Genomic DNA, 24,726 nt, shown 5'->3' with positions numbered 1-24,726 from the left:
GCTGTACCCCCACGAATCTAGCGAGACGTAACGTTTGGCTTGACAATGAATTAAGAGCATCAGGCGTCCACTCGATTCGCTCTCTTACGACAACGAAGTAACGACACGACGAGGATTTACATGGAACCACGCGAGTCGATTCTCAATATTTCTAAGGCCATGAACGCTGCTGTGATTGGACAGCAGGACGTGGTCGAGCGGATGCTTGTCGCCCTTCTGGCCAACGGCCATGTGCTGATGGAAGGGCTACCGGGCACCGCGAAGACGCGTAGCGTGAAGACGCTTTCGCACCTGGTCGATAGCGAGTTCAGTCGAATCCAGTTCACACCGGACCTCTTGCCGTCGGATGTGACCGGATCGGAGATTTATCGCGAGCAGTCCGCGACGTTCGATTTTCAGCAAGGGCCCATCTTTGGCAATCTGATCTTGGCCGACGAGATCAATCGCGCGCCTGCCAAGGTGCAGGCGGCGTTGCTCGAAGCGATGGAAGAACGACAGGTCACTGTGTCGGGGCAGACGCATAAGCTGCCCGAGTTGTTTCTGGTGCTCGCCACGCAGAATCCCATCGAGCAGGAAGGAACCTATCCCCTTCCCGAAGCTCAGATGGACCGCTTCCTGCTTTACGTGCGGGTCGACTATCCGGCTGGCGAGAACGAAGCCGAAATCCTGCGACTTGTGCGCGGGGAGAAATCGGGCGAATCGTCGGCACCGCCAACGAAGATCGATCAGCAAGTGGTGTTCGCAGCTCGTCAGCAAGTCAACGCGGTTCACGTGGCCGAGGCCGCCGAGAAGTACATTGTCGACCTCGTGCTCGCCACCCGGGCGCCGGAGAAGTACGAAGGCAATCTTCCCAAATGGATCCGGTTGGGCGCGAGCCCTCGCGGTACTTTGGCCCTGGATGCTGCCGCCCGGGCGCACGCCTGGCTGGCGGGGCAGTACTTTGTCTCGCCCGACAACATTCGGGCTGTGGCCCCCGCTTGCCTGGCGCACCGTGTGCATTTGACGTACGAAGCCGAAGCCGCAGGTGTGACGCGCAGTGAAGTGATCGAAGAACTACTGAAGAATGTCGTCCCCGTCTGAGGTGCAGCCGTGGGTGCTCGCGTCGCCGTATCGCTCGAAGAGTTGATGATGCTAAAGGCCGATGCGCGCGGTTTTTCGCTATTGCCTCGCCAACCGGTCGGCTCACTACTGGCTGGGCGTCACGCTTCCAGGTTGCGCGGCCGAGGTCTTTCGTTCGAGGAACTGCGGCAATACCGTCCGGGGGACGACATCCGCACGATGGACTGGAAGGCGACCGCTCGACTTCGCTCACCGCAGGTGCGCGTCTACGCAGAAGAGCGCGAACGTCCCGTGCTACTCGTGGTCGACCAGCGCCAGACGATGTTCTTTGGAAGCCAGCTCACCATGAAGTCGGTTGCCGCGGCCGAACTTGCGGCGCTCGGTGCTTGGAAGGCACTGGATGCAGGCGACCGCGTGGGCGGGCTGGTGTTTAACGATAACGAAGTCGTCGAGGTCCGGCCGCACCGAAGCCAAACGCGTGTGCTTCAACTCTTGCATGAAGTCGTGCGGCTGAATCAAGAATTGACGGTGGCTCATCCGCCGAGCGTCAGCGTGACGCTTAACCAAACGCTGGAACGTGCTTTGCAGATTGCCAAACACGATCATCTCGTGGTGCTGATTAGCGATCTGGACGGCGCCGACGACAGCACAGCGCGGCTCGCCGCGCGGCTGGCTTCGCACAACGATGTGCTGGTGGCCGCCGTTTACGATCCTCTGGGAGCTTCGCTCATTGGCTCGCCCGGGATGTTGGCCAGCGACCGGGGGCGGATGTGGGAGATGGGGAACAGCGCGAGCTTTTCAGAGGACTTTCAGGCTAGTTTCCAACAGCGGTTGGACGAGTGGCGGGACATCTTTCACGCGTTGCGAGTGCCCCTGCTCCCCATTTCAGCCGCGCGACCTGTGCCTGAACAAGTGAGAGCCCTGTTTGGCCATCGACCCCGGAAAGCATGAGCAACGACCCTGCCAGCCTCGATCGCCTGCACGACATCGTGGAGCCTCCACCCGTGAGCTGGTGGCCCCTGGCGCCGGGGTGGTATGGTCTGCTGGCGATTGCCGCGGTGCTAGTCGCGTGGTGGGGGATCCGGCGCTGGCGGCAGTGGCGTGCCAACGCCTACCGGCGCGCGGCCCTTGGTGAACTTAAGTCCGCCAAGACGCCAGCGGAAATCTCCGAGCTGCTCCGACGCACCGCGCTTGCGGTTGCACCTCGATCGGAAGTGGCTTCGCTCACGGGAGAAAGGTGGCCAGAGTGGTTGGCCGGCACCGTGCGCGAAAGCATGCCGCCCAAGGTGAAGGAGCAAATGGCAGCCGCCATATACGACCCGGCAAGCGAGGGCGCGGACATCACCACGCTGCGAGACTACGCCGAGACTTGGATCCAACGTCACCAACTGTCCGAGAGCGATTCGCGATGTTGACGTTCAACTACCTTTGGATCTTCCTGCTGCTTCCGCTGCCATGGGGGCTGCGTGCGCTCCTGCCGGCGAGTCGCGCGCAGCGAGTTTCGGTTCGCGTTCCGTTCGGCGATCGATTGGCGCAAACCTTGAAGCAAGCGGGCGACTCCACCGATCGCCAGCCTCAACGACTGGTCGTTCCCAGCTTGCTGTGGTTGCTGGTGCTCGCCGCCCTCGCTCGACCGCAGTGGATTGAGCCACCCGTTACGCAGGAACGCCCAACGCGCGACTTGTTGCTGCTAGTGGACCTATCGGCATCGATGCAGCAGGAGGACTTTGAGAGCGAAGCGGGTGAGAAAGTCGACCGACTCGCGGCGGTGAAGCAGGTGCTGGGCGACTTTCTCGAGCGGCGCGATGGAGATCGTGTAGGGCTAGTGGTGTTTGGCGACGCTCCTTATCTGCAAGCACCGTTCTCAACCGACTTGGACCTGGTGCGACGCTTGCTCGACGAGTGCCAGGTGGGGATGGCCGGGCCACGCACCGCGCTGGGCGATGCCATTGGTCTGGGGGTGAACTTGTTCGACGAAAGCGACGCCACGGCCAAGACGATCATCGCGCTCACCGATGGCAACGACACCAAGAGCTTGGTGCCGCCGGTCGAAGCGGCTCGAGTAGCCGCGCAGCGGGGTATTCATATTCACACCGTGGCCATTGGCGACGCCACGACGGTGGGCGAAGACAAGCTCGACGAACAGGCGCTACGCGACGTCGCCAACGCGGCAGATGGGAAGTACTTCTTTGCCGCCGACCGGCAAAGCCTGGAGGGCATTTACGACGAACTCGACAAGATCGAAACTCGCAAGGTGAAAACGGTCAGCCATCGCCCCCGTCACGATCTGTTCTACTGGCCGATAGCGGCTGCGCTGCTGCTATCCTTGTTGCAACACGTGTACTTGCTGCTTCAGCAGCGACGGATAACGCCGGCCAGGCCCAACGGCCATACGATTCATGTGAACCCCGCCACCGGCAAGTTGGAGTTGGTCACATGAACGCGCTGTTTAGCAATCTCCATTTCCTCCGCCCCGCTTGGCTGGCGCTGCTGCCGGTGGTGGTCGCCGTTTGGTGGCTATGGCAACGTCATTCCGATGGCTTGCGGGGCTGGCGTGGGCAGATTGCCCCTGAACTGCTGGAGCCGCTGGTCGTGGGCCGCGACGCTCGCGCGAACTGGCGACTCTACTGGTTGCTGGCGGGTTGGATAATTGCAGTGATTGCCATTGCTGGTCCTGCGTGGCGACTGGAGCCGAATCCGTTCGCGGCCGACGCGCAGCCACTGATGATCTTGCTGAAGGCCGACCAAAGCATGGAGCTAGCGCCGCCGGAGCCCTCGCGGATGGAGCGCGCCCACCTGAAGATTGCGGACCTGGCCGAGCTGCGAAAAGGCCAGCCGCTGGGGCTGATTGCCTACGCCGGTTCGGCGCACTTGGTGCTGCCCCCCACTCGCGACACCGACGTGGTGGCGAAGATGGCCTCGGAGGTTACCCCCGAGATCATGCCAAAGCCAGGCGACCGCCTGGACCTGGCGATTGAGCAGGCCGCCAAGCTGCTGACCGACCAGCAGCAAGGCGGGTCGATTCTGGTGGTTGCCGACTCGGCGGAACTGGATAGTCAAACCGTTACGCGGTTGAATGAACTGGATCAGTCGTTCCCGATCCAGTTCCTCGCGCTAGTCGACGAGGGCAGTCCCGAGACCACGAGCGTCCAAAAGTTGGCTCGCTCGCTGCATGCCTCGGTGGAGCAGCTGGCGGTGAACGATGACGACATCAATGCGATAGTCGACTTCGCCGAACGCCGTGCGTCGAGTGGCATCGCAGGTGAGAGCAGCCGTTGGCAGGAAGCGGGATACTGGCTGACTCCGGTACTCGCATTGATCGTTGCACTCTCTTTCCGACGGCAAAAACTGAGTAGCGAGGAGGGACAGCCATGAGAGGAATCTACTTGCTGCTCGCGGTGAGTTGGGTGGGGCTGTGGTTCACTCCGGACCAACAGGCTCAGCGCCTGGTGGATCGAAAGGAGTACGCTGAAGCTGCGGAGACGTTCGACGATCCGCTACGTCAGGGAGCGGCCTGGTATCGGGCGGGCGAGTTCGAGAAGGCCGTGCAGGCCTTTGCCCGTGTCGATACGCCTGAAGCTCGATTCAACGAGGGCAATGCATGGGTGATGCTTGGCAAGTACGAGCAAGCCGTCGATCGCTACGACGAGGCGTTGAACGCTCGACCCGGTTGGAAGGACGCCAAAGAGAATCGCGAGATCGCAGAACTGCGAGCGAAGCGACTCGACACTCACGGTGGAGATATTGGCGATCAGCAGGAGGGCGCCGACGAAGTGGTGTTCGACCCGAACAAGCCCAAGGGTGGACAGGATACCGAGATTGCGGGTGAGCAAGCGGCGTCGGATTCTACCATTCAAGCGATGTGGCTTCGCAATGTGCAGACCAAGCCATCCGACTTTCTGAAGGCCAAGTTCGCCTACCAGGATGCACTGGATGCCGGGAGTGGCGAGCCATGACACACACGCCACGTACAGTCGCAGCTTTGCTGCTTCTCGCAGCGATCGTTCACCCGGCGAGCGCCGACGTCGATCTTGTTGCCATCGACGTTCCGCAGGACAAAGTCTGGGTAGGGCAGAAAGCCTCGTTCTTCGTCAAGCTGCGTGGCAAAGGCCCGTTTGTTGGAGCCGCTTCGTTTTCGCTCCCGCAGATCCCGCGCACGGTGATCGTCAAGATCGGCAATCCAGTGGTGTCATCGGAGGAAATCGAGGACGATACGTGGTTTGTGCAAACGCACGAGTTCGCTTTGTTTTCTCAAGCCGATGGCGACTTGGAGCTGCCGGCGTTCGACGTGCGTTTTGCCAACCGTGATGGATTCACTGGTCCCGCGGAGGACCACGACGAGCAGACACCCGCGACCCATTTCCAAATCGAGCGGCCCGAAGGCAGCAGTCCCTCGACGTATCTGGTGACGACCGATTCGCTGACCGTCGAGGAAGAGTGGGATCCGCAGCCAGGCAAGGCCAGGCAAGGGGCCGTGTTTCATCGCACGATCACCCAACAGGCCGACCAGATCACCGGCATGGCGCTGGCTCCGCCACCGGAGACCGTGCCCAAGGGGGTGCGAGTGCATTTCGACGACCCGGTGATCACCGACAATACAGAGCGAGGAGACTTCACCGGCACCCGGACCGATCGGATTACCTACGTGCTGGAGCAGCCAGGCAAAGTCACCCTGCCGGCCATCCAGTACGTGTGGTGGAATCCTGATCGCGAACAGTACGGATCCAAAACCTTGCCATCGGCAACGTTCGAAGTTGCCGCAGTCATTGCTCAGGAAAAGCCAGAGCCTATCGGGCAGCGCACCTATCGCTGGCTGGTGTGGACTGCGGTGGTCCTGGTGCTCGGCGGGCTGTGCTATTGGCAGTGGCGGCGGTTGGTTGATTTTCTTGCAGCCGTCTGGAACTCAATCAATCCACCCGAGCGACGCATCGCCCACAGGATGCTGAGGGCTTGCCGAGCGGGGGATGCGGCAGCGGCAGAAGCCGCGTGGATGGAGTGGGAACTAACGCGACCGCGCGAGAAGCCAATTCCAGCCAGATTGCAGCGTGCCGCCACCGACTTGCATTGGCGGTTATACGGAGCTGACCCAAAGTCGACCTGGGATGGCCATGAAATGGCCGCAGCGCTCCAGCAAGCGCGTTCTACGAGCCACCTTCAACCAACCAGCGACGACTTGCCACAACTGAATCCAACCGGGTAGACCTAGGTCTTTTTCGTCTTCCGCTTCGTAGTGCCCTTCTTGGCAGCCTTGGTCGTTTTCTTCTTGGTTGGCTTCTTCTTGGCCGCTTTCTTTTTGGTGGTCTTCTTTTTCTTCGATCCACCAGCGGCGGCGCGGGCGGCGAGCAAGTTCAACGCTTCGTTGAAATCGAGTTCCTCGGGGCTCGTGCCCTTGGGCAACGAAGCATTCGTCTCGCCATCGGTCACGTAAGGACCGTAGCGTCCGTCCAACAGTTGCACCTTCATGCCGGTGACGGGCGATTCGCCATCGAAGACCTTGATCGGTTCTTTCTTGGCTGCGCCTCGGCCGCGGGTCTTGGGCGTCTTCAGCAGTTCGATAGCTTGCTCCAGCGTGACGTCCAGCGGCGAGATGTCCGCTGGCAGCGAGCGGGTTTCGCTGCCGCATTTGATGTACGGCCCGTAGCGACCGTTGTAAGCCATGACCTTGCCGCCCTTGGCTTCCTTCTTCGCGTCCTTCTCCTCGCCTTCTTTCTTTTCGTCGATTTCTTTCTTCTCGGTCGCCGCTGGGGCGGGAGGGTGGTATTCGCCTAGCTCGCGAGGCAACGACAAGAGCTTGAGCGCGGTTTCCAGGTCGATTTCGTCGGGGTTCATGCCCTTCAGTAGGCCGGCATTCTTTGGCTTCTCTTCGTCATCGGGATGGCCCAGCATGATGTAGGGGCCGAACCGACCGATCTTCAAATACACGGGCTTGCCGGTCTCGGGGCAGGTGCCGAGCGGCTCGTCGGCCTTTTCGGCTTGTGCGAGCAATTCGAGCGACCTCTCCATCGTCACTTCGTCCGGCGGCAGGTCCTCGGGCAGCGACGCGGTGGTCTCGCCCTTTTCGACAAACGGCGAGTAACGCCCCACCCGGACGTACACTTCCTCGCCATCGTCGGCCTTGCCGATCAGGATGCGACTAATACCCCGCGCGTCGATCTCGTCGACCTTGTGCTCGAGCTGCTTCTTAAGCCCAGGCGTACCGTCGCCAAAATAGAACGAATCCAGGTACTCAATGTACTTTCGCTCGCCGCGGCTGATTGCGTCGAGGTCGTCTTCCATTTGGGCGGTGAACTGGTAATCGACTAGCCGCGAAAGGTGATCCTCCAGCAACTTGGTCACCGAGAACGCAATCCACGTCGGCACCAGCGCATTGCCCTTCTTGAACACGTAACTGCGGTACTGAATCGTTTCGATGATCGACGCGTACGTACTCGGGCGGCCGATGCCGCGTTCTTCGAGCGCTTTGGTCAGGGCCGCTTCGCTGAACCGGCTGGGCGGCAGCGTGTTATGCTCCTTGGCCGATAGTTCCAAGCAGTTCAGCTTCTCGCCGACTTCCACCGAAGGCAGCAGCTTCTCCTGGTCGGCCAGTTCGGCGCTGGGGTCGTCGGAGCCTTCAACGTAAGCTCGCAGGTACCCGGGGAAGTCGATCGTCTTGCCGCTCACCTGGAACGTGCACCCACCTCCCTCGATGGTGATCGCAATGCGTCGGCCGCGGGCGTCTTCCATCTGGCTAGCGATGGTTCGCTTCCAGATCAGGTCAAATATTTTTGCCTCGTCCGCGTTCAATTGACTCTTGATGTTGCCAGGCAGCTCAAACGGGTGACCAGCCGGGCGGATCGCTTCGTGTGCCTCTTGGGCGTTTTTCACTTTGCCGGCGTAGGTTCGCGGGCTGTCGGGCAGGTAGTCTTTGCCGTACTCGTCGACAATCAGTTTACGAGCGTCCTCCACAGCAACCGACGCCAGATTGGTGCTGTCGGTACGCATGTAGGTGATGTGACCGTTTTCGTACAGGCTCTGTGCGGCGCCCATCGTGCGTCGAGCGGTGAAGCCCAATTTGCGGTTGGCTTCCTGCTGCAGCGTACTGGTGGTGAACGGGGCGTATGGCTTGGTGGTGTAAGGTTTGTCTTCCACCTTGGTAACGGTGAACTCGCCGCTGCGAATGCGGTCGGCCAGATCTTTGGCCTCTTTTTCATTCAGCAGCTTTAGCTCGGCATTCTTGAGCTTGCCGGTGGCCGGATCAAAATCCTTGCCCGCCGGAATCTTCTGGCCATCAACCGTTACCAAAGTGGCTTCGAGCGTCTCCTGCTTGCCGTTGGCGAACTTGCCCAACAAGTCCCACCAGTTGCTGGAAACGAACGCCATTCGTTCCCGCTCGCGTTCGACGATCAACCGCACCGCCACGCTCTGCACACGCCCGGCGGAAAGTTTGGGGCGGACCTTGCGCCACAACAGGGGCGATACTTCATACCCGTACAGGCGGTCGAGAATCCGCCGCGTTTCCTGCGCGCGGACCAAACCGTCGTCCACATCGCGGGGCGACGCCAAGGCCGCTTGGATGGCGTCTTTAGTGATTTCGTGGAATACCAGCCGATGAACCGGCACCTTGGGCTTCAATAGCTCCAGCAGGTGCCAGCTAATGGCCTCTCCTTCGCGGTCTTCGTCTGTCGCCAGGTACAGCTCAGTGGAGTCCTTGAGCTTGTCCTTCAGCATCTTGATGTGCTTGCTCTTGCCGGGCGGGACGACGTAGATGGGCTCGAAGTCCTTTTCTACGTTCACCCCCAAGTTGGCCCAAGACTCGCCTTTGAATTTGGCGGGAATCTGCTTCGCGCCCTGGGGCAAATCGCGGACGTGTCCAATACTGGCCTCGACCGTGAAGCCTGGCCCCAGGTACTTGCCAATGGTCTTTGCCTTGGCCGGCGATTCGACGATCACCAGGGCGTTCTTGCCGGCTGCCTTCTTTTTTCCCATAGGATGCTCGATGCCTATTGAATTCTTCTCTGGTCCGTCGTTTCTTCCCGGCTACCACTCTCCCGCAGGGGTGGATTGCCTATGGTGCGAAGTCGAAATGCCAAAGCTAATGGAAAATGCGACAAAGCACTACGCTATTTCGCTTATCCGCATTCTGCCTGCCAATTGGTGGTATTGTCGCTTGTTCGTCATTCGATCGGGTGCCACTGTATGCGGGAGGTGTCGTTCGAGTAGTTTGCGGCGATTAGGGGTCGTGCGGCGATTGGGGGTCGAGCCGGGAATGGCCAATTTCCGGCCCTTGGGGCAATTCGCCAGTTGGTCGCTGGCCAGGCGATCGAATCCGCCGGCAAACGCTCGCTTCGTCACCCCTACTGCTGACTGGGATTGCATTTACGTCAATCTGCCATAGAATCGATAGCTTGCTTTTTGCGGCATGGCCTTGTCCAACCATTAGGACTGGCCTGCCAAACTGTCAAGGGTTCTCGCCCCTCGCGGCCGAGGGAGCCAGCTTAAGATACAGGATATTCGCAATGTTTCGGTTCTTCCGTCGCTACCAGAAGACCTTAATTGTGGTGGGCGGCGTTATCTTGATGTTTGTCTTCACCGTCGCCGATCCCTTGTCGCAATGGATGCAGAGCAGGGGCAACGCCTCCGGACGAACTAGCCCCAACGCTACGGCCGTCACTTGGGATGGCGGCAAACTGACCGAAGGCGAACTCGACAGGCTGGTCAGAAATCGCCAACTGGTAAGCTCATTCGTCCGCGGGGTCAGCCAGTACGGTTATATAAAAGCCCAAACCTCGGAGGTTCCCGTCCGGCAGCGTGTGCAACCGATCGGATTGATTGGCGAAAACTGGAATTTGGAGATGCTGGAGAACGACGTGGTGCTAAGGCACATCCTGGCCGATCGGGCGCGGGATATGGGCGTCGTGATCTCGGACAATGCGATACTCGAGTACATTAACGAACTCGGCATGGGCCTGCTGGGGAGCGATGAGATGTACGAGGTGCTGGCCTCGATAAACCCGGCCGGCTCTCCAGTTCCCGAACAGATGATCTACTCCGCGCTGCGGCAAGAGTTGCTAGCCGAGGCCGCGCTGAGAAGCTATGGCGCTGGCAGCGCTGGCATGTTCTCGGCCGAGTTGCCGGTGAATCGCTGGGAGGAGTGGAAGCAGACCAACGATCGGGCGAAGGTGGAAGCGGCCGCCATCGATCCGAAGTCCGTAATGCTTGATGTGCCAGAGCCCACCGACGATGAGTTGCGCAAGTACTATGAAGAGCACAAGGACTACTACGCGGTACCTCGCTCGGTGATGAATGTCGAATTGCCCTCGCCGACGCCCGGTTTCATGGAGCCACCCAAGGTTTCGCTGCAGTACTTGCGCGCTAACTATGACGAGTTCGTCGAGAAGTACAAGAAGGAAATCTCCGACGAAGAGATCGCCAAGTTCTACGAAGAGAACAAGGGCCTGCTATTCGTTGAGGCCGCCGACTTCGAAGACATGACCGAAGAGGAAACCGCACCTGAGGGCGAGGAGTCGTCCGAAGAGCAGCCATCTGGCGAAGAAGCGGTAGAAGAAACAACGGAAGAGTCGATGAGCGAGGAATCGCCCGCCGAAGAACCCGCTGCCGAAGAAGCCACCTCGGAAGAACCAGCACCTGAGAGCACGGAGCAGCCCGCTGAGGAGTCTCCCGAAGCGACCAAGCCTGCTGAGGAGGCCGCCGAGTCGTCGGAAGAAGCTCCCGTCGAACCGACTACCGAAGAACCAAGCAGCGAAGAGCCTGGCGCTGCAGAAGAGCCATCGGCCGCGCTGCGTACCAGCCCGTTCCGACTGGCTTCCTACCAGCCGGAGTCGGGCGCCGAAGAGTCCGCCGCTGAAGAAAGTGTAGCGAGCGAGGAATCGGCCGAAGCGGAATCGAGCGCAGCCGAATCCGGTGAAGAAACAACCGAGTCGGTCGAAGAGACCGAAGAAGAAGTTAAATATCAACCTCTGGAGGAGGTGGCAGACGATATTCGCCAGTTGCTGGCTCGGGAGAAGTTCTTCGACGAAGTCGACTCTACGATGCAGCAGATCGCAACGAGGCTGTATCCTGCATACAGCAAGTACCTGAGCGACAAACTCGACGCCGAAGCCCTGGAGAAGGATCCTCCCGAGCCGCCAGTGGAACTTCGTGATTTGACGCCCTTGGCCGAAGAGTTCAACCTGGAGTTTGAGAAGACGGGCGATCTGAACCTCTTCCAGCTTCGTGATACGGAAGTCGGTCAGACGATCAATCCGCAGGACAGAATGGTGGTGGCGCTGATGTCTCGCGGAGAGGCCGATTTGTATGAGCCGATCCTCACAGCGGAGGTCGGTCGTTTTGGCGACCGTTATCTGGTGATGAAGACTGGCGAAGAAAAGACGCGTCAGCCGAAGTTCGAGGAGATCAAGGATCGAGTGGCTGCCGCATGGAAGCACGAAAAAGCCGCCGAGATTGCCTTGGAGCGCGCCAAGGAAGATGCCAAGAAAGCTCAGGAATCCGGTCTGACATTGGCTGAGTACTATGTGGATCAGCCCGACGTGAAAATTACCATGACGCCGGCCTTTGCTCGGCTGACTCTCGGCGACATCGCACCTACTGACACGATGCCTAACTACCGACTGTCGCAGCCAGAAGGACTGAAAGATGTGGGGCCCAAGTTCCTGGAGGACGTATTCAAGCTCCAGGAAGGTGAGGTGACCGCGCTACCGAATTTCGACAAGTCGATCATCTACATTGTTCGCATGGCCGATCAGGAAGAGTCGATCGAGCAGTTGCGTAGCGACTTCCTGGAAACCGCCAACTTCTGGCCCGGTCGAAGCTACTTCTTCAGAGGTAATGTCGAGCGAAATCGTCGGGCCGCTCTCGATGCTCTGTTGGACAATGTCGAGTTGGATTGGAAACGCCCCGACACGGATGAAGCAGACGAAACCGATAGCGATCAGGAGAGCTAAGCGATAACGGGTTCGCGAAGCGCATCGCAGTTTCTTACCGCTCGTAGGCATAGTGCACCGCACGGCAACATCGATGCCCGTTTGGCAAGGTTGGTTGCCGGTGTTGGTGCTGCCGCCGCTCACCTGCCTTGCGGCCAGAGGTCTCCCGCAGTGGGCCTTGATGTGGCTGTTGGCGGTGTCGATCTACGCGGGACTGAAGTGGCTCACCTGGCGCCGCACTCCATCTCCAGGAACCTCCATCGCGCGCCACATGGCCTACTTGCTGGCGTGGCCGGGCCTCGATGCCCGGGCGTTTCTTGCTGAAACTAGCGATGCAGTCGTCCGCCCTTCCCTGGGCGAGTGGGTGTTTGCTGCCGGCAAGTTGTTGGCAGGCCTGGTTTGCTTCTACCTGGCTCACCGGATTATTCCCAGCGGTTACGACCTGCTGTTGGGTTGGACCGGTATGATCGGCGTTGTGTTTGCGCTGCACTTCGGGTTATTCCATTTACTCTCCTGCTTCTGGCGCTCACGCGGCGTTGCCGCTGCTCCGCTCATGGATTGGCCCATCGCCAGCAGATCACTTACCGAGTTTTGGGGACGCCGCTGGAACACAGCGTTTCGCGACCTGGCTCACCGTTTCCTGTTCTTACCATTTGCTCACGCCCTGGGACCTCGTTGGGGATTGTTGGCTGGTTTCTTGTTCAGCGGACTGGTGCACGACGCGGTGATTTCACTCCCGGCTGGCGGGGGATTCGGTGGGCCGACCCTGTACTTTGTTATTCAGCCATTGGGTATGTTGCTGCAACGCTCGCCAACCGGTCGAGCGATCGGACTTGCTCGGGGCTGGTCCGGTTGGCTTGTCACCGCGTTGGTGCTGACCCTGCCAGCGGGGTTGTTGTTTCATCCGCCGTTTGTGCGCAACATCGTTCTCCCGTTCATGTCCGCACTTGGAGCCCATTAGTATGCCCACTCTCTCGAGCTTTATCTTGCTGGCAGGTGTTGGTCAGCTTTGTGTGCTGGTGGCAAGTGCACTGGTTCCGATGCAGCTTGACTGGAAGAACCAGTTCGCCAGCCTGCCAAAACTCCATCGCCAGATGTACTGGGTGTACGGCGGTTACGTGGTGTTGGGCATCGTGTCTCTGGGGCTGATCAGCATTGTGTGCCACGAACAACTGGCGAGCGGCAACTTGCTCGCCCGTTCAGTTTGCGGTTACGCCACGGCATTCTGGGGGATCCGCCTCGCGTTGCAAGCGGTGCTGGACGTTCGGCCGCACCTGACGAAGTGGTGGCTCCGCGCGGGATACCACCTGCTGAGCGTGATGTTTGTGAGCTTTACCGCGATCTACGCGTGGGCGACTTTTGCTGGATGATCGACGGAATGCTCCCGGCAACGAGCAAGCCTGGTAGCAGAGTGCGAGTGTTCGTCGCGATTGGAAAGTACGCAAACCCCAGCGATCAACCGGGTTGCCGTAGCGCTTTCTCAGGGCGCGGGGCCGGTCGATTCGCGGAGGATGAAGTCGGCTTCGATCTTCGACTCCACGTTCGAATCGGAGAGCGACTTATCAAGGCGGCGGAGCACAATCGACGCCGCCTCGGCGCCAATTTCACGCGGGCGTTGTCGAAGGGTCGAGAGAGGTGGGGTCAGGTGGGCCGCAAAGTCGAGGTCGGCAAAGCCCACGACCGAAAGGTCGGAGGGAATGGACAGGCCGAGGGTAATCGCCGCCTCGTACACATCGCGCGCTTCGTGGTCGGAGACCGCAAAAACGGCCGTTGGGCGGAAGTCGCACGTCAGAATCTCAGTGGCAACCTCCACACCATTGCTGCCTTCGCTATTCAATCGCCAGCTTTTTACTTTCGCTTCCGGATGAAACGTCACGGCGCGCTCAAACTGCTGTCGGCGTTCCAACGCCCAAGTTTGGGACTTACTTTCGCGGCTGGAGATACAAGCGATCCGGCGGTGACCCAAGTCGAGCAGGTGCTTGGCGATGGTCTTGGCCGCCAAGGCCTCGTTCGTGCCCACCGTGTCGCAGAACGGTTCGTCGGGCTGGTAGTCGATCACCACGACGGGTACTTTCCGCTCGGCCAACTCCGCGATGTGCTGCCGATAAGCCACGGCAAACGTGGGCCACATGATCAAGGCATCCACGCGTCGATCCAACAGACGATTGATTTGCTTGAGCCCTTCCTGCTCGTCCGCCTCGAAATGAGGCATGTGCTCCAGGTCGCCCTGCCATACGGTAATGGGCAGGTAGTCGGCTTCGGCCAGTCGCTTGTGGATGCCGGAAAGCACGTTTACCCAAAAGGAATCGTAGGGCGGGATCATCACGCCGACGGTTTGGGTACGCCCCGTTTGAATGCTGCTAACCAGCAGATTCCGCCGCCATCCAAGCCGTTCGGCCGCCTCCAACACCCTCTGGCAGGTGGCTTCTCCAAATCGGCTGACATCGCCGCGGAGGATCTTCGATGCGGCACTCACCGACACATTGGCAGCTTCGGCGACGTCCTTCAATCGGGGTACTCGTGGCTCTTCCATCCCTTTCTTATAGACTGATCCATGGTGGATATGCTAGGCGAGGAGCCTAGAACCGCATAAACTAAAGGCAATCCGCTATGGTCAAATACTTGAACAGGGCGACGGCTTAAGGTAACTTAGAAGGTTGCGGCTATCCCCGCACCTGCGTTGGCGGCGCCTTGCTTGGGCGGCGGCAGGTTATTGTGAGGGTGAGTTTGAACTGAGTTTTGGAGAAATCTAGATGAACCCAGTCGAGGCAGCCTCGGTGGGAACCGATGGCCGTCAGACCACAGCCGCCGAAAAGAGCGCGGCTCAGGGCGTTTCCCAGGCGACATTTCCTTGGCAGGAACGACCAGCCGGTGACAAGTCGGTTGTGTGGCGGCATCGCGGCAATCCTATCATCGATCGAAATCCGCTACCGGAAATCCATGGCATTTACAACAGCGCCGTGGTTCCCTTTGGCGACGGATACGCGGGCGTATTCCGCACCGAAGACTACACGCGGTTTCCACGATTGCACGTCGGATGGAGCGAAGATGGACTCGATTGGCAAATCGAGAACTCGCCGCTGACGTTCGCCAACGCCGAAATCGATCCGAGCGACTACGCCTACGACCCTCGCGTGGTCCGCATCGAAGACTGGTACTACGTGTCATGGTGCGGCGGGCATAATGGACCGACCATCTCCATGGCGCGCACCAAAGACTTTCGGCAGTTTGAGCGCATGACCAATGCGTTCCTGCCGTTCAATCGCAATGGAGTCTTGTTTCCCCGCAGGATCGGCGGCAAGTTCTTCATGCTCAGCCGCCCCAGCGATGATGGGCACACCCCCTTTGGCGACATCTATGTCAGCCAGAGTCCCGATTTGGTGCATTGGGGAATGCATGAGAAGGTGATGGGCCGAGGTGGAGATGAGGTGGGCCAGTGGTGGCAGCGCACCAAGATCGGCGCGGGGCCTATCCCCATTGAAACACCCGACGGCTGGTTGATGATTTACCACGGCGTGATCGATACCTGCAACGGCTTCGTGTACAGCATGGGTGCTGCCATTTTGGACCTCGAGCAGCCTTGGAAAGTGCTTTACCGAACGAACCGGCACCTGCTCACGCCAGAGGCATCCTATGAGACTACCGGCCACGTGCCGAATGTGGTTTTCCCCTGCGCCGCGCTGCACGAACCGTTGTCTGGTAAATTGGCCATCTACTACGGGGCCGCGGATACTTGCACGTGTGTGGCCTACGCACACATCAAGGAACTGGTAGAGTACACGAAAGCAAACTCGACGGTTTTCTAAGCGTACCCGCGCGTCTTACCAGAACTGACTGAATTCAACCGGCCTCGAACCTCGACTACGAGAATCTTTAGAGGATTGTTATGGGCTTTCATCCCATCGATCTCGGGATTCTCGTTGTTTACTTGCTCTCGACGGTGGCCATCGGTGTGTGGATTTCCCGCCGCGCGTCGAAGAGCATGGGCAACTACTTCTTGGGTGGCAACCAGATTCCCTGGTACATGCTGGGGCTGTCCAACGCTTCGGGCATGTTCGACATCAGCGGGACCATGTGGATGGTTTATCTGCTGTTCGTCTACGGCGTGAAGAGCGCTTGGATTCCCTGGTTGTGGCCGGTGTTCAACCAGATATTCATGATGGTCTATCTGTCGATCTGGTTGCGCCGTTCCGGAGTGATGACCGGGGCGGAGTGGATTCGCTTTCGGTTTGGCGATAGTCGCGGAGCCCAACTGGCGCATCTGGTCGTGGTTGCCTTCGCGCTGATTAACGTCATCGGTTTCTTGGCCTACGGGTTCATTGGCATTGGCAAGTTCGCCGCCACGTTCCTGCCTTGGCAGTTGGCCACCGATCCCACGACGAACGCGAACCTGTACGGATTGGCAATCACCGCGCTCACCACGATCTATGTGGTCAAGGGGGGTATGTTCAGCGTCGTGTTCACCGAAGTGCTGCAGTTCGTGATCATGACGATTGCCTGCATCTGGGTGGGCGTGATCGCGATGCAGCAAGTCTCGCCCGATGTAATTTCAGCAGCCGTGCCGGAGGGGTGGCACAGCCTGTGGTTTGGCTGGAACTTGGACCTCGACTGGTCGGGGCGGATGTTGGCGGCCAATGAGAAGATCGCCTCCGATGGTTGGACCATGTTCGGGGCGTTCTTCATGATGATGCTGTTCAAGGGCGTGTTGAACAGCATGGCGGGGCCCGCGCCCAACTACGACATGCAGCGGGTTCTCTCGGCGCGCACCCCGCGCGAAGCCGCGCTGATGAGCGGCTTAGTGAGTCTCGTGCTGCTTGTGCCTCGCTATATGCTGATCACAGGACTCACTGTGCTGGCGCTGGCGTTATTCATGGGCGAACTTCGCGAAATGGGCAGCGACGTGGATTTTGAGCTGATCCTGCCCATGGCCATGGAGCGTGTTCCGGTGGGGCTGTTTGGCCTGTTGTTCTCGGCCCTGCTGGCGGCCTTTATGTCGACTTATGCCGCCACGGTAAACGCGGCGCCGGCGTACATCGTCAACGACGTCTACAAGCGTTACATCAAAGCCGACGCGCCGGAGAAGACCTATGTCCGGTTGAGCTACGTGGTTTCGTTGATCGTCGTGGTGCTGGGCACACTGTTTGGCTTCCTGGTTCAGAATCTCAACGACATCGTACAGTGGATCGTCGGCGCTCTGTATGGTGGTTACATCGCTGCTAACGTGCTGAAGTGGCACTGGTGGCGGTTTAACAGTTGGGGTTACTTCTGGGGAATGATCACCGGCATCCTTGCCTCGGCATTGGTGCCGGGCGGTGCTGCGTGGATGGCCGACCAGGGGTGGATTGAGAGCGTTCCCACCATCTACCTGTTCCCGGTGATCCTGTTGATCTCACTTGTGGGCAGCGTAGCGGGAAGCCTCACCACGGATCCAGACGAAGAGCAGGTGCTGAAGCAGTTCTACCTCCGAGTACGTCCCTGGGGCTGGTGGCGCCCGATTCATGACCAGCTGCTGAGCGAGTATCCCGATCTCAACGCGAATCGCTCATTCGCCCGGGATGCGGTGAACGTAGTCGTTGGCATTGCCTGGCAAACTGCGCTCACCGTGACCGGCATCTTTCTGGTGCTTCAACAATACACCGCGCTGACCTATTCGGTAGTGGTCGTTATCGCGACTTCGATATTCTTGAAGCAGAATTGGTACAATCGCATCGTCGACTATCCTGACGAAGTGAATCTGTCTCCTGCCGGAGAAAGCTAGCAAACATGTTCGTTCATCCAAGCATTCTCATCGGCTTGTTCCTGTCGCTCTTCGTGGCGACGACGGCCCCTGTTGCTGCCGCTGATGAACCGTTCGACTTCATCAGGCACGAAGGTGGCAAGCTCTACGACCACCAGGGTGAGTTTCGATTTGTTTCGTGGAACATTCCCAATCTGCTGGTGATTGAAGACGCCTTCGAGTTCCTGGGCGACGCTCCGTGGCGGTGGCCCGACAAGTTCGAATTGACCGACGCGTTGGAGTCGGTGCGGCAGATGGGCGGCACGGTGGTTCGACCCTACGTGATTACGGTCCGTCGCGACGATGGCGACATGGGTCAGCATGTCCACGTGCTCGCGCCTGGCAAGTTCAACGAGGAGGCGTTCCGCACACTCGATCTGGCGCTAGCTATCGCCCGCGAAAAGCAGGTGCGGCTCATCATTCCCTTGGTCGACAACTGGCGGTGGCAGGGTGGCATCGAACAGTACGCGGCGTTTCGTGGCAAACAGCCGAAGGAGTTTTGGACCGATCCGCAGTTGTTCGACGACTACAGTCAGACGGTCCGCTACATTATCAACCGCCGCAACACCGTTACTGGAGTACTCTACCGGGACGATCCCACAATCCTCGGCTGGGAAACCGGCAACGAACTCGACGCACCGCCCGAGTGGACCGCCAAGACCGCTGCGCTAATCAAGAGCCTCGACCCGAATCATCTGGTGATCGACGGGCGATCGCTGCATGGGATTCCTCACGCATCGCTCGACGATCCGAACATCGACGTCGTGACCACGCATCACTATCCCAACGTGGGTAACAACAACGCAGCGTCGGTGATTGCCGCCACTAGAGAAGTGGCGGGTAAGAAGGCGTATTTCGTGGGCGAGTTTGGCTTTGTCGGCGTCGAAGAGTCGCAACGGATGCTCGACGCAGTGGCGGAACACAGCGTGTCGGGTGCATTGTATTGGAGTTTGCGATTCCACCGACGCGACGGCGGCTTCTACTGGCATCATGAGCCCAGCGGCGGCGACCTGTTCAAAGCCTACCACTGGCCCGGTTTTGCATCGGGCGAGCCCTATCGCGAGCACTTGGTGCTGCCGATGATCCGCAACGCCGCGTTCGGCATCCGTGGCCAGGAACCTCCACCTATTGCTGCGCCCAACGCCCCGCAGTTGTTGCCCATCGACGACGCAGCCCGCATTTCGTGGCAAGGAGCGGCCGGAGCTAGCGGGTACGACATTCAGCGCGCGGAGTCAGCCTCCGGTGAGTGGCAGACGATCGCCCACAACGTCAGCGACGCTGCGGTGCAGTACCGACCGCTGTTCAACGACACCTCGGCGATTCCGGGCAACTCGTATTGGTACCGAGTGATCGCACGCAACGCGAGTGGAACTTCTCCCCCTTCGAATGTCGTCGGCCCCGTGCCGGTAAACTGCAAGACGTTGGTCGACGAATTTGCCGACGCATCGCAGGCCGCTCGTATCGATGGCGAGCACACCTTCTGTAGCAACGACGCTCGCAAGGTGCAAGAAGACATTCATCGTCTCCGCTTGGTGCCCGGCTCGACTGTCGAGTATGAACTGTCGGGCGACATTGAGCAGGTTCGGCTCTTGTTGTTCTCGGCCGTTCCCACTGCAACGCCCAACATCGTTGCGGTGGACGCATCGGGCTCGAGTGCAGAGCTGAAGTTGGACATCCAGCGTGGTCGTGCCGAAGCGGGCGACTACGGCTACCTTACGCCGGTGCTGGTCACCGCTGCAGATATGCCTGCCGGGACGCGACGTATTCGCATCTCTTGCCCCGACGAGGTGCAACTCAGCCGCATCGAAATCCGTTACTCAGCTCGATGAGCAGCCGCTAGCGACCGTTGTTGCCAAGGCGAGGTTTGGCCTGGCGCGACCAACTTTGCGCGATCTCCTCCAAATTGGGCTCGGGTGCGTCGCCCTCCTCAAAGTAGAATTGCTCGATCAGCGACCTCGATTGCCGCAGTTCCTGCCGCTTCTTGTCGTCGATGCCATTGCGCGACTCGATGCGATCCAGCAGGCCGAGCACCGTAAACGGTGTGATGCGGTCGGGCACAGCGAACTCGTTATTCGCTGCCACCTCAGGCTGACCTTGCGCTAGAGCAACGATTGCACCAATGGCCAATAGCACTAGCAGGCCCACGCCCCCGATCCACCACCACTTCGAGGGTCCCTCCGACGCGTAGGTCGCTTCCAGGTCGATCACCGGTTCGACGGCCAAGAGGTCCGCATCGTCGTAGCGCTGGTATAGCGATTCGGTAACTTCCACCTTCGGTTCGGCAAATTCAAACTTCTCGGGCGGCGCCGACAGGCCTTCCTTCGCTTGCATCGACACCAACCACGTTCGCTCCGAGAGGATAAGGTTCTTGGGGCTGTCGGGATCGAATCGCGAAACGGAGAGTCCTTCATCCTCCACCTCCACCACGTGGAACTGCTCTGGCTCCACGGCCAGCAACTCGTCCAGTTCGGGCACCAAGCCTTGCGAGGAGGCCTTCACCTCGAGGATTAGCTTGCCGTCGGCGGCTTCTCGCTCGTCCAGTGTCTGCGTGATCGCAATGTGATCGGCCGGGCGTGGTTGACGCTGCGTGGCGCTGGCGTCGACGGGTAGCGGCGACGATGCGATCGGTATCACCACGTAGCCCGACGTGTCGAGAAAGTCGAGGTCCAACTGCAACGCCGGTAGTTTGTCGACCTCCGGCCCCTTCGCTTTCAGCAGCACGTACGCGTACGGCGTGTAACGCCACCCGTACTCCGGTAGCGACCTCGAATTGACGTCCTCGGTCTGGAACGTTACCGAGAGCACCTCGAAGTTGTCGCCGACTGTCGATACGACTTGCTCTTCGAACTTGTCGCGGTAGTTCTCCAGCGGGCGGCCATAGTTGTAGTAGTAGCGACTGCCGTTATTCTGGTTCTGCAAGTATCGAGAGAACCCACCCGACTCGCGCTCGATCTCGCGAGTGTGGACGAGATTCACAAACACGCCAAATGGCTTCTCGTGACCCACCACGTCGTCGCCATCGATCTTCGTTTCGAGCGAAATCTCGGTCACCAGATCGGAATAGTAGTCGAATATCTTGCGGGCTTCACCGGCTCGCTCGTTGTCGCCGACAATCGACAACCCGCTTTCCAGGTAACGGTACTTCAGGGCGGGTTTGATCGAACTCATGCGGGTGAACAGCGAATTGGCGAAGCTGTCCATGTGCCGCTGGGCGGCCTCGCCCGGTAATGCCAGGATGGCCTCGCGAATCAGCGCGAGTTGCTTGGGGTCCTTCGGTTTGTTCTGATCCAATCGCTGCGGATCGCAGGCCCCCATGCTGGCGTAGTACCACACTTCGAACGGTCTAGTGGTTTCCTCGTCTTCGCGAATGTCGCCCACGGTGCCCGAGTACAATTCGGCCGCGCGTTGGAAGCCGCCGAAAGCGTTCTCCTGGCGGGCGACGAACTTCGAGTCGGGCGCGATGGTGCGGCGATAGTCGTTCGCGTCGTGCAGAATGGACGCTTTGGCCAGCACCAGCGACCAATCCTCTGGGTGGGTCGCCAAGCCACCGTCCACCACGGCCAAGGCCACTTGGTAGCCTCGCTCCACTTCCGCAGCGATGTCTTTCTGCTTGCGCTTGGTTTTGGCGTCCTTCTGCGTGGTTGGCATCCGCCACATACCTACCAGGTTGCTCCGCATCTGCTGGCCGAGCGCCGCGAGTGTCTTTGGCTCCAACGACTCCAGCGGGCCGAATACCTTGGCAATGGCGTCCAGTTGATACACCTCGGCCGAACTATGGCACGTCGTAAACGCCCGCACCAGTTGCTGTTCGTCCACGTCTTCCAGCGGCAGGTCGTTTAGCCGCTTTACCAGTGCCGATAGTTCTTCGAGATTCCGCTCTTGCTTCGAACGAGTGAGAGGGATGCTCTCCGCACGACGCTCGTAGCCGTACATGAACATGTAGCTGTTTGTGCGATTGCGGGAGGAGTTCGGGTCGTGGTTATCGGTCCAAATGCGAAGGAACTCGCTGACCAGACTGTCCGCCACCTTGGGGTGCGAGTTTGCCAGGCGCTCGATGTACGGGAATGCCGCGTCCTCTTCGTTCACTTTTAGCAAGAGCTGCGCGACTTGCTTTTCCATTTGCGGCTTTAGGCCTTCGGCGACGTACTCCAGCCAAACGTCGCTCGGTTTGACCTTCAGCACCTCGCCAACCGGAATCGGGTTCGGTTGGTTGTTGTTGCGTGGACGCGACATGCCGTTCATATCGAAATAGAAGAAGTTGCCGTACATGTCGCGCTGCAGGGCAGGGCCGAGAGACACCGAGGTGTCGTATTGGTAGGACACCTGCGCTTCCCGCAACCAGACTGCTGCCAGTAAGGTTAGCTTGTCCTGCCAACTCTTGGCCACCTCGGGCGATGCTTCAACCAGGGCTTCGACGGCCGTGGACTGCAGCCGGAGTATCTCTAGTCGCTTCGTGGGGTCGTGCACCCTGGCCTGCAATCCAGTAGCGGCCTGGTTGCCGATGGTTGAGAGGATCTCGATACCACGCTCGTTGGCGTTTTTGAACGCGTCGGCGAGCCACTGTTGGCCCAGCGTGTCGCGAACCTGTGGGGCCAGGTCCACCGCCCGCATCAGCGCCTGGTTCTGCTGTGCCTCCTCCACTTCCTCGGCGGAGAGGATTTCCTGCACCGTTTGCCACGCCTTCTCCAGGTCTTCGATGCGGTGGTCTTCGCGATACAACGCGTAGTAGTACTTGGAGAGTTGGATTAGTTCCTTGTGCTGCTTATTCTCGACCGCCTCCTCCACCGATGGCAGAAAGTCTTTGGCCTTCAAAGTGAGGCCCGTTTGGATGAGCAGTCCGGCTACCTGCGAGCTGTTGAGCGCACGTTGTTCCTCCGGCAGCTTCACTTCTTCCGCGAGTCGCTCGATCAGCGCTTCGACCATGTAGCCATTCTGCTTGTATACATTGACCAACTGCGCCAGCATGCTGATGTCGTCGTCTTCCAGCTCCGCCGGCGCAAGCCGCGCGATGGCCAGTAGGTCGTCGGAGGTCATCACGTTCAGCTCGGGTTGTGCGCCCCGCTGATTAGGTACCGGCACCATATTCTGGCCGTCCGGAGAAACGACCATCGCAGGTTGGTTAGGCGGACTGGCCAGCGAACGGACGATTTGCTTGAAGACAGCCTTTGCTTCATCTTCTGAGAGGCTCTCGATGAACTGATTGACCTGCGGCCAACGCCCCAGCGTCACGTTCCGACGCAAGTCGGCGAGCTGTTTGTCGAAGTCGGGGCCTTTGTCTTCTTTCTCTTCCTTTTTCTCTTCTTCCTCTTTACCTTCTTCCGACTTTTTTTCTCCCTCGTTGTCTGCCGTTTCGCCTTCGCCAGATGCCTCTTTCTCTGACTCATCATCTTTTGCGGCGTTTTTCTCTTCCGCCTTGTCTTCTTGATCTGCTTCACCTGATTCGTCGGTCGAGCTATCCGACGCCTCGGTCGCTGCCTCGTCGGCCGCCCCATCTTTGTCCTTGGTCGCAGTCTGCTTGGTCATCTGCTCATCCGTGGATGCGGCTGTGGGCTCTTCCCCCGCCTCCGCAGTAGCTTCCTTATCGCCGGCTGACCCCTCCTCGGCCTTGGTTGCTTTCTCGGCTTCGCTAGCGGGCTCCGCTTCCTTGTCTTTGGTTGGATTGGAGTCTTCCTCAGATTCTTCGGCGTCGTCCGCTTCGGTCGCCCCTTCCTCCGTCTCTTCCTCTTCCGCCGGCTTGAGTTTTTCCAACTCGAACTGCTTCCACACGATCAACATAGTGGAGGGCCGGCGATCGAATTGCAGTTGTTGAATCTTCTGCAGTCGCTGCTGTTTTTCCTGCTGCTCTTGGGCGGCCTTCTGAGCGTCCTCCGAACCTTCTGCAGCAGGCTCTACCGCTGCGGGTTCAGATGGCATGCCAAAAGGATCCTCTTCCACCACCTGAATTACAGCCGGCGAACCGTTCACTTGCACTTGCATCACGCGCGCCCGAGGCGCAAGGACGGGAGTCGGTTGCCCCCATGCAAGCTCGCACTGCGAGGCTGTCAGGAGCAGTGTCAAGGCGATCGTTAAACCAGCGACGCGTTGATTCATCGGGTTACTCTTCTTGGCCATGCAAAACACGGGTAATTGCAACGCCAAGGGCGGTTGCTCGAACTCGACCTTGGCGTTGCGTGTCATCTAGGTAGGTTGTCGCACTTCGACTCCATTAGGAGCCAATGCCATCGGCGGGTGGGCCGGAGCTAGCGCCTCGGGCGTCCTGCGGCTTCTTCTTGCCATTTCCCTTGCCCTTTCCTTTCCCTTTGCCTGGCTTCTTGCCCTTGCAGTTGCAGTTTCCACCACAGCATCCTTTGCACTGGCAAGGCAGGTCGAGCGCTTCCAGTTCGCTCAGATCCATGCGAGCCAGGCGAATGGCCGCCTCCAGGTCTTCGGTGTACTGGTCGGCAGCTTCTTGGTCGCCCGCTTCGGTGGCTTGCTCAGCGAGCAGGCGGTACTTTTGACGCGCGGCCTCGATTTCAAGTTCCCACATATCGCGGGGCGCGCCTTCCAATCGCAGCAGCCACGTCAGGTAGTACTCGGCCGAAGCCATTGCCGCGCGAGTCTGTTCCAACACCTGAGCATCGGCCTTGTCGTCGGACTCCAGTTCTTCGAGCAATGCTGTCAAGTCGTTGTAGGCGGCCGGGAGTTGTTTCGACAACAAGCGTGCCTTGGCTCGCTCAAGACGAATGCGTTGTTCAACCGTTGGATCCTCGGACTTCAGCAACGCAAGCGCTTCGCTACAGTGCGCGTCGACCGCCGCCCAGTCTTCCTGAGTTGATTGAAAGGATGCCAAGCGAAGGTTGGCGCCAGCTTGAGCATTCTCCGCGGCTTCCTGCCCGGGCCCAAAGTGGTAGAAGGCGAAAGCCACGGGCACAGCGATCCAGGCAAGCAGCATTGCGATTCGCATGAGTGATCTCCTTTTCGAGGGCGTTCGGG

Annotated in this window: 17 protein-coding genes; 13 read left to right on the top strand and 4 right to left on the bottom strand. The window is 59.5% G+C overall.

Annotated elements, in window-relative coordinates:
• Window positions 1–120 precede the first annotated feature (120 nt).
• From ACQK2L_RS30215 to ACQK2L_RS30185, 7 genes are read left to right on the top strand one after another with little or no spacing between them, the layout of a single operon-like run.
• A complete protein-coding gene (locus ACQK2L_RS30215) occupies window positions 121–1,080 on the top strand; it encodes an AAA family ATPase (protein ID WP_425400782.1) in 960 nt (319 codons plus the stop codon).
• Window positions 1,081–1,089: 9 nt separating this feature from the next.
• Window positions 1,090–2,010, top strand: a complete 921-nt coding sequence (locus ACQK2L_RS30210) for a DUF58 domain-containing protein (protein ID WP_425400781.1) — start codon at window positions 1,090–1,092, stop codon at window positions 2,008–2,010.
• Entirely contained in the window at window positions 2,007–2,474 is a 468-nt protein-coding gene (locus ACQK2L_RS30205) for a DUF4381 domain-containing protein (protein ID WP_425400780.1), read from the top strand. Before ACQK2L_RS30210 ends, ACQK2L_RS30205 begins: the two co-directional genes overlap by 4 nt.
• Window positions 2,468–3,499, top strand: a complete 1,032-nt coding sequence (locus ACQK2L_RS30200; protein WP_425400779.1) for a VWA domain-containing protein — start codon at window positions 2,468–2,470, stop codon at window positions 3,497–3,499. Before ACQK2L_RS30205 ends, ACQK2L_RS30200 begins: the two co-directional genes overlap by 7 nt.
• The gene (locus tag ACQK2L_RS30195) at window positions 3,496–4,434 is read left to right on the top strand and encodes a vWA domain-containing protein (protein WP_425400778.1); all 939 of its coding nucleotides are present in this window, start codon (window positions 3,496–3,498) and stop codon (window positions 4,432–4,434) included. Before ACQK2L_RS30200 ends, ACQK2L_RS30195 begins: the two co-directional genes overlap by 4 nt.
• Window positions 4,431–5,015 (top strand): tetratricopeptide repeat protein, encoded by a 585-nt coding sequence (locus tag ACQK2L_RS30190; RefSeq protein ID WP_425400777.1) that lies wholly within the window; start codon window positions 4,431–4,433, stop codon window positions 5,013–5,015. The genes ACQK2L_RS30195 and ACQK2L_RS30190 overlap by 4 nt, the downstream gene beginning before the upstream one ends.
• Window positions 5,012–6,259 carry a hypothetical protein gene (locus tag ACQK2L_RS30185; protein WP_425400776.1) on the top strand — a complete coding sequence of 416 codons (1,248 nt, stop codon included), beginning with the start codon at window positions 5,012–5,014 and terminating at the stop codon, window positions 6,257–6,259. The genes ACQK2L_RS30190 and ACQK2L_RS30185 overlap by 4 nt, the downstream gene beginning before the upstream one ends.
• A 2-nt stretch (window positions 6,260–6,261) precedes the next feature.
• On the opposite strand, the gene topA is transcribed toward ACQK2L_RS30185, so the two are convergent.
• Complete coding sequence (topA, locus tag ACQK2L_RS30180) at window positions 6,262–9,024, bottom strand: type I DNA topoisomerase (RefSeq protein ID WP_425400775.1); 2,763 nt, start codon at window positions 9,022–9,024, stop codon at window positions 6,262–6,264.
• A 530-nt stretch (window positions 9,025–9,554) separates the two neighbouring features.
• On the opposite strand from topA, the gene ACQK2L_RS30175 reads away from it, so the two are divergent.
• From ACQK2L_RS30175 to ACQK2L_RS30165, 3 genes are all read left to right on the top strand, one after another.
• Window positions 9,555–11,999 (top strand): hypothetical protein, encoded by a 2,445-nt coding sequence (locus ACQK2L_RS30175; protein WP_425400774.1) that lies wholly within the window; start codon window positions 9,555–9,557, stop codon window positions 11,997–11,999.
• A 73-nt stretch (window positions 12,000–12,072) separates the two neighbouring features.
• Window positions 12,073–12,939, top strand: a complete 867-nt coding sequence (locus tag ACQK2L_RS30170) for an MBOAT family protein (RefSeq protein WP_425400773.1) — start codon at window positions 12,073–12,075, stop codon at window positions 12,937–12,939.
• 1 nt (window position 12,940) lies between these two features.
• Window positions 12,941–13,348: a hypothetical protein gene (locus ACQK2L_RS30165; RefSeq protein WP_425400772.1), complete on the top strand. Its 408-nt coding sequence runs from the start codon at window positions 12,941–12,943 to the stop codon at window positions 13,346–13,348.
• Window positions 13,349–13,458: 110 nt separating this feature from the next.
• On the opposite strand, the gene ACQK2L_RS30160 is transcribed toward ACQK2L_RS30165, so the two are convergent.
• The gene (locus tag ACQK2L_RS30160; protein WP_425400771.1) at window positions 13,459–14,487 is read right to left on the bottom strand and encodes a LacI family DNA-binding transcriptional regulator; all 1,029 of its coding nucleotides are present in this window, start codon (window positions 14,485–14,487) and stop codon (window positions 13,459–13,461) included.
• Window positions 14,488–14,731: 244 nt separating this feature from the next.
• Between ACQK2L_RS30160 and ACQK2L_RS30155 the strand changes: the two genes are divergently transcribed.
• The 3 genes from ACQK2L_RS30155 (at window position 14,732) to ACQK2L_RS30145 (ending at window position 19,583) form a co-directional block, all read left to right on the top strand.
• Entirely contained in the window at window positions 14,732–15,784 is a 1,053-nt protein-coding gene (locus ACQK2L_RS30155) for a glycoside hydrolase family 130 protein (RefSeq protein WP_425400770.1), read from the top strand.
• An 80-nt stretch (window positions 15,785–15,864) separates the two neighbouring features.
• On the top strand, window positions 15,865–17,736 hold the full coding sequence (locus tag ACQK2L_RS30150) for a sodium:solute symporter family protein (RefSeq protein ID WP_425400769.1): 1,872 nt from the start codon (window positions 15,865–15,867) through the stop codon (window positions 17,734–17,736).
• A gap of 5 nt (window positions 17,737–17,741) precedes the next feature.
• On the top strand, window positions 17,742–19,583 hold the full coding sequence (locus ACQK2L_RS30145; protein ID WP_425400768.1) for a hypothetical protein: 1,842 nt from the start codon (window positions 17,742–17,744) through the stop codon (window positions 19,581–19,583).
• Window positions 19,584–19,590: 7 nt separating this feature from the next.
• Here the strand turns inward: ACQK2L_RS30145 and ACQK2L_RS30140 are convergent, their stop codons facing one another.
• Window positions 19,591–23,931, bottom strand: coding sequence for a hypothetical protein (locus ACQK2L_RS30140; protein ID WP_425400767.1), 4,341 nt, complete (start codon window positions 23,929–23,931; stop codon window positions 19,591–19,593).
• Window positions 23,932–23,959: 28 nt separating this feature from the next.
• A complete protein-coding gene (locus tag ACQK2L_RS30135) occupies window positions 23,960–24,697 on the bottom strand; it encodes a hypothetical protein (RefSeq protein ID WP_425400766.1) in 738 nt (245 codons plus the stop codon).
• Between the last annotated feature and the right edge of the window lie 29 nt (window positions 24,698–24,726).

The organism is Aeoliella sp., assembly GCF_965227375.1.
Taxonomy (GTDB): Bacteria; Planctomycetota; Planctomycetia; order Pirellulales; family Lacipirellulaceae; genus Aeoliella.
This window is presented reverse-complemented; position numbering and strand designations above follow the sequence as displayed.

Coding starts and splice junctions, on each gene's coding strand:
- ACQK2L_RS30215 (WP_425400782.1), top strand. CDS start 121: ATGGAACCACGCGAGTCGATTCTCAATATTTCTAAGGCCATGAACGCT.
- ACQK2L_RS30205 (WP_425400780.1), top strand. CDS start 2,007: ATGAGCAACGACCCTGCCAGCCTCGATCGCCTGCACGACATCGTGGAG.
- ACQK2L_RS30200 (WP_425400779.1), top strand. CDS start 2,468: ATGTTGACGTTCAACTACCTTTGGATCTTCCTGCTGCTTCCGCTGCCA.
- ACQK2L_RS30195 (WP_425400778.1), top strand. CDS start 3,496: ATGAACGCGCTGTTTAGCAATCTCCATTTCCTCCGCCCCGCTTGGCTG.
- ACQK2L_RS30190 (WP_425400777.1), top strand. CDS start 4,431: ATGAGAGGAATCTACTTGCTGCTCGCGGTGAGTTGGGTGGGGCTGTGG.
- ACQK2L_RS30185 (WP_425400776.1), top strand. CDS start 5,012: ATGACACACACGCCACGTACAGTCGCAGCTTTGCTGCTTCTCGCAGCG.
- topA (WP_425400775.1), bottom strand. CDS start 9,024: ATGGGAAAAAAGAAGGCAGCCGGCAAGAACGCCCTGGTGATCGTCGAA.
- ACQK2L_RS30175 (WP_425400774.1), top strand. CDS start 9,555: ATGTTTCGGTTCTTCCGTCGCTACCAGAAGACCTTAATTGTGGTGGGC.
- ACQK2L_RS30170 (WP_425400773.1), top strand. CDS start 12,073: ATGCCCGTTTGGCAAGGTTGGTTGCCGGTGTTGGTGCTGCCGCCGCTC.
- ACQK2L_RS30165 (WP_425400772.1), top strand. CDS start 12,941: ATGCCCACTCTCTCGAGCTTTATCTTGCTGGCAGGTGTTGGTCAGCTT.
- ACQK2L_RS30155 (WP_425400770.1), top strand. CDS start 14,732: ATGAACCCAGTCGAGGCAGCCTCGGTGGGAACCGATGGCCGTCAGACC.
- ACQK2L_RS30150 (WP_425400769.1), top strand. CDS start 15,865: ATGGGCTTTCATCCCATCGATCTCGGGATTCTCGTTGTTTACTTGCTC.
- ACQK2L_RS30145 (WP_425400768.1), top strand. CDS start 17,742: ATGTTCGTTCATCCAAGCATTCTCATCGGCTTGTTCCTGTCGCTCTTC.
- ACQK2L_RS30140 (WP_425400767.1), bottom strand. CDS start 23,931: ATGACACGCAACGCCAAGGTCGAGTTCGAGCAACCGCCCTTGGCGTTG.
- ACQK2L_RS30135 (WP_425400766.1), bottom strand. CDS start 24,697: ATGCGAATCGCAATGCTGCTTGCCTGGATCGCTGTGCCCGTGGCTTTC.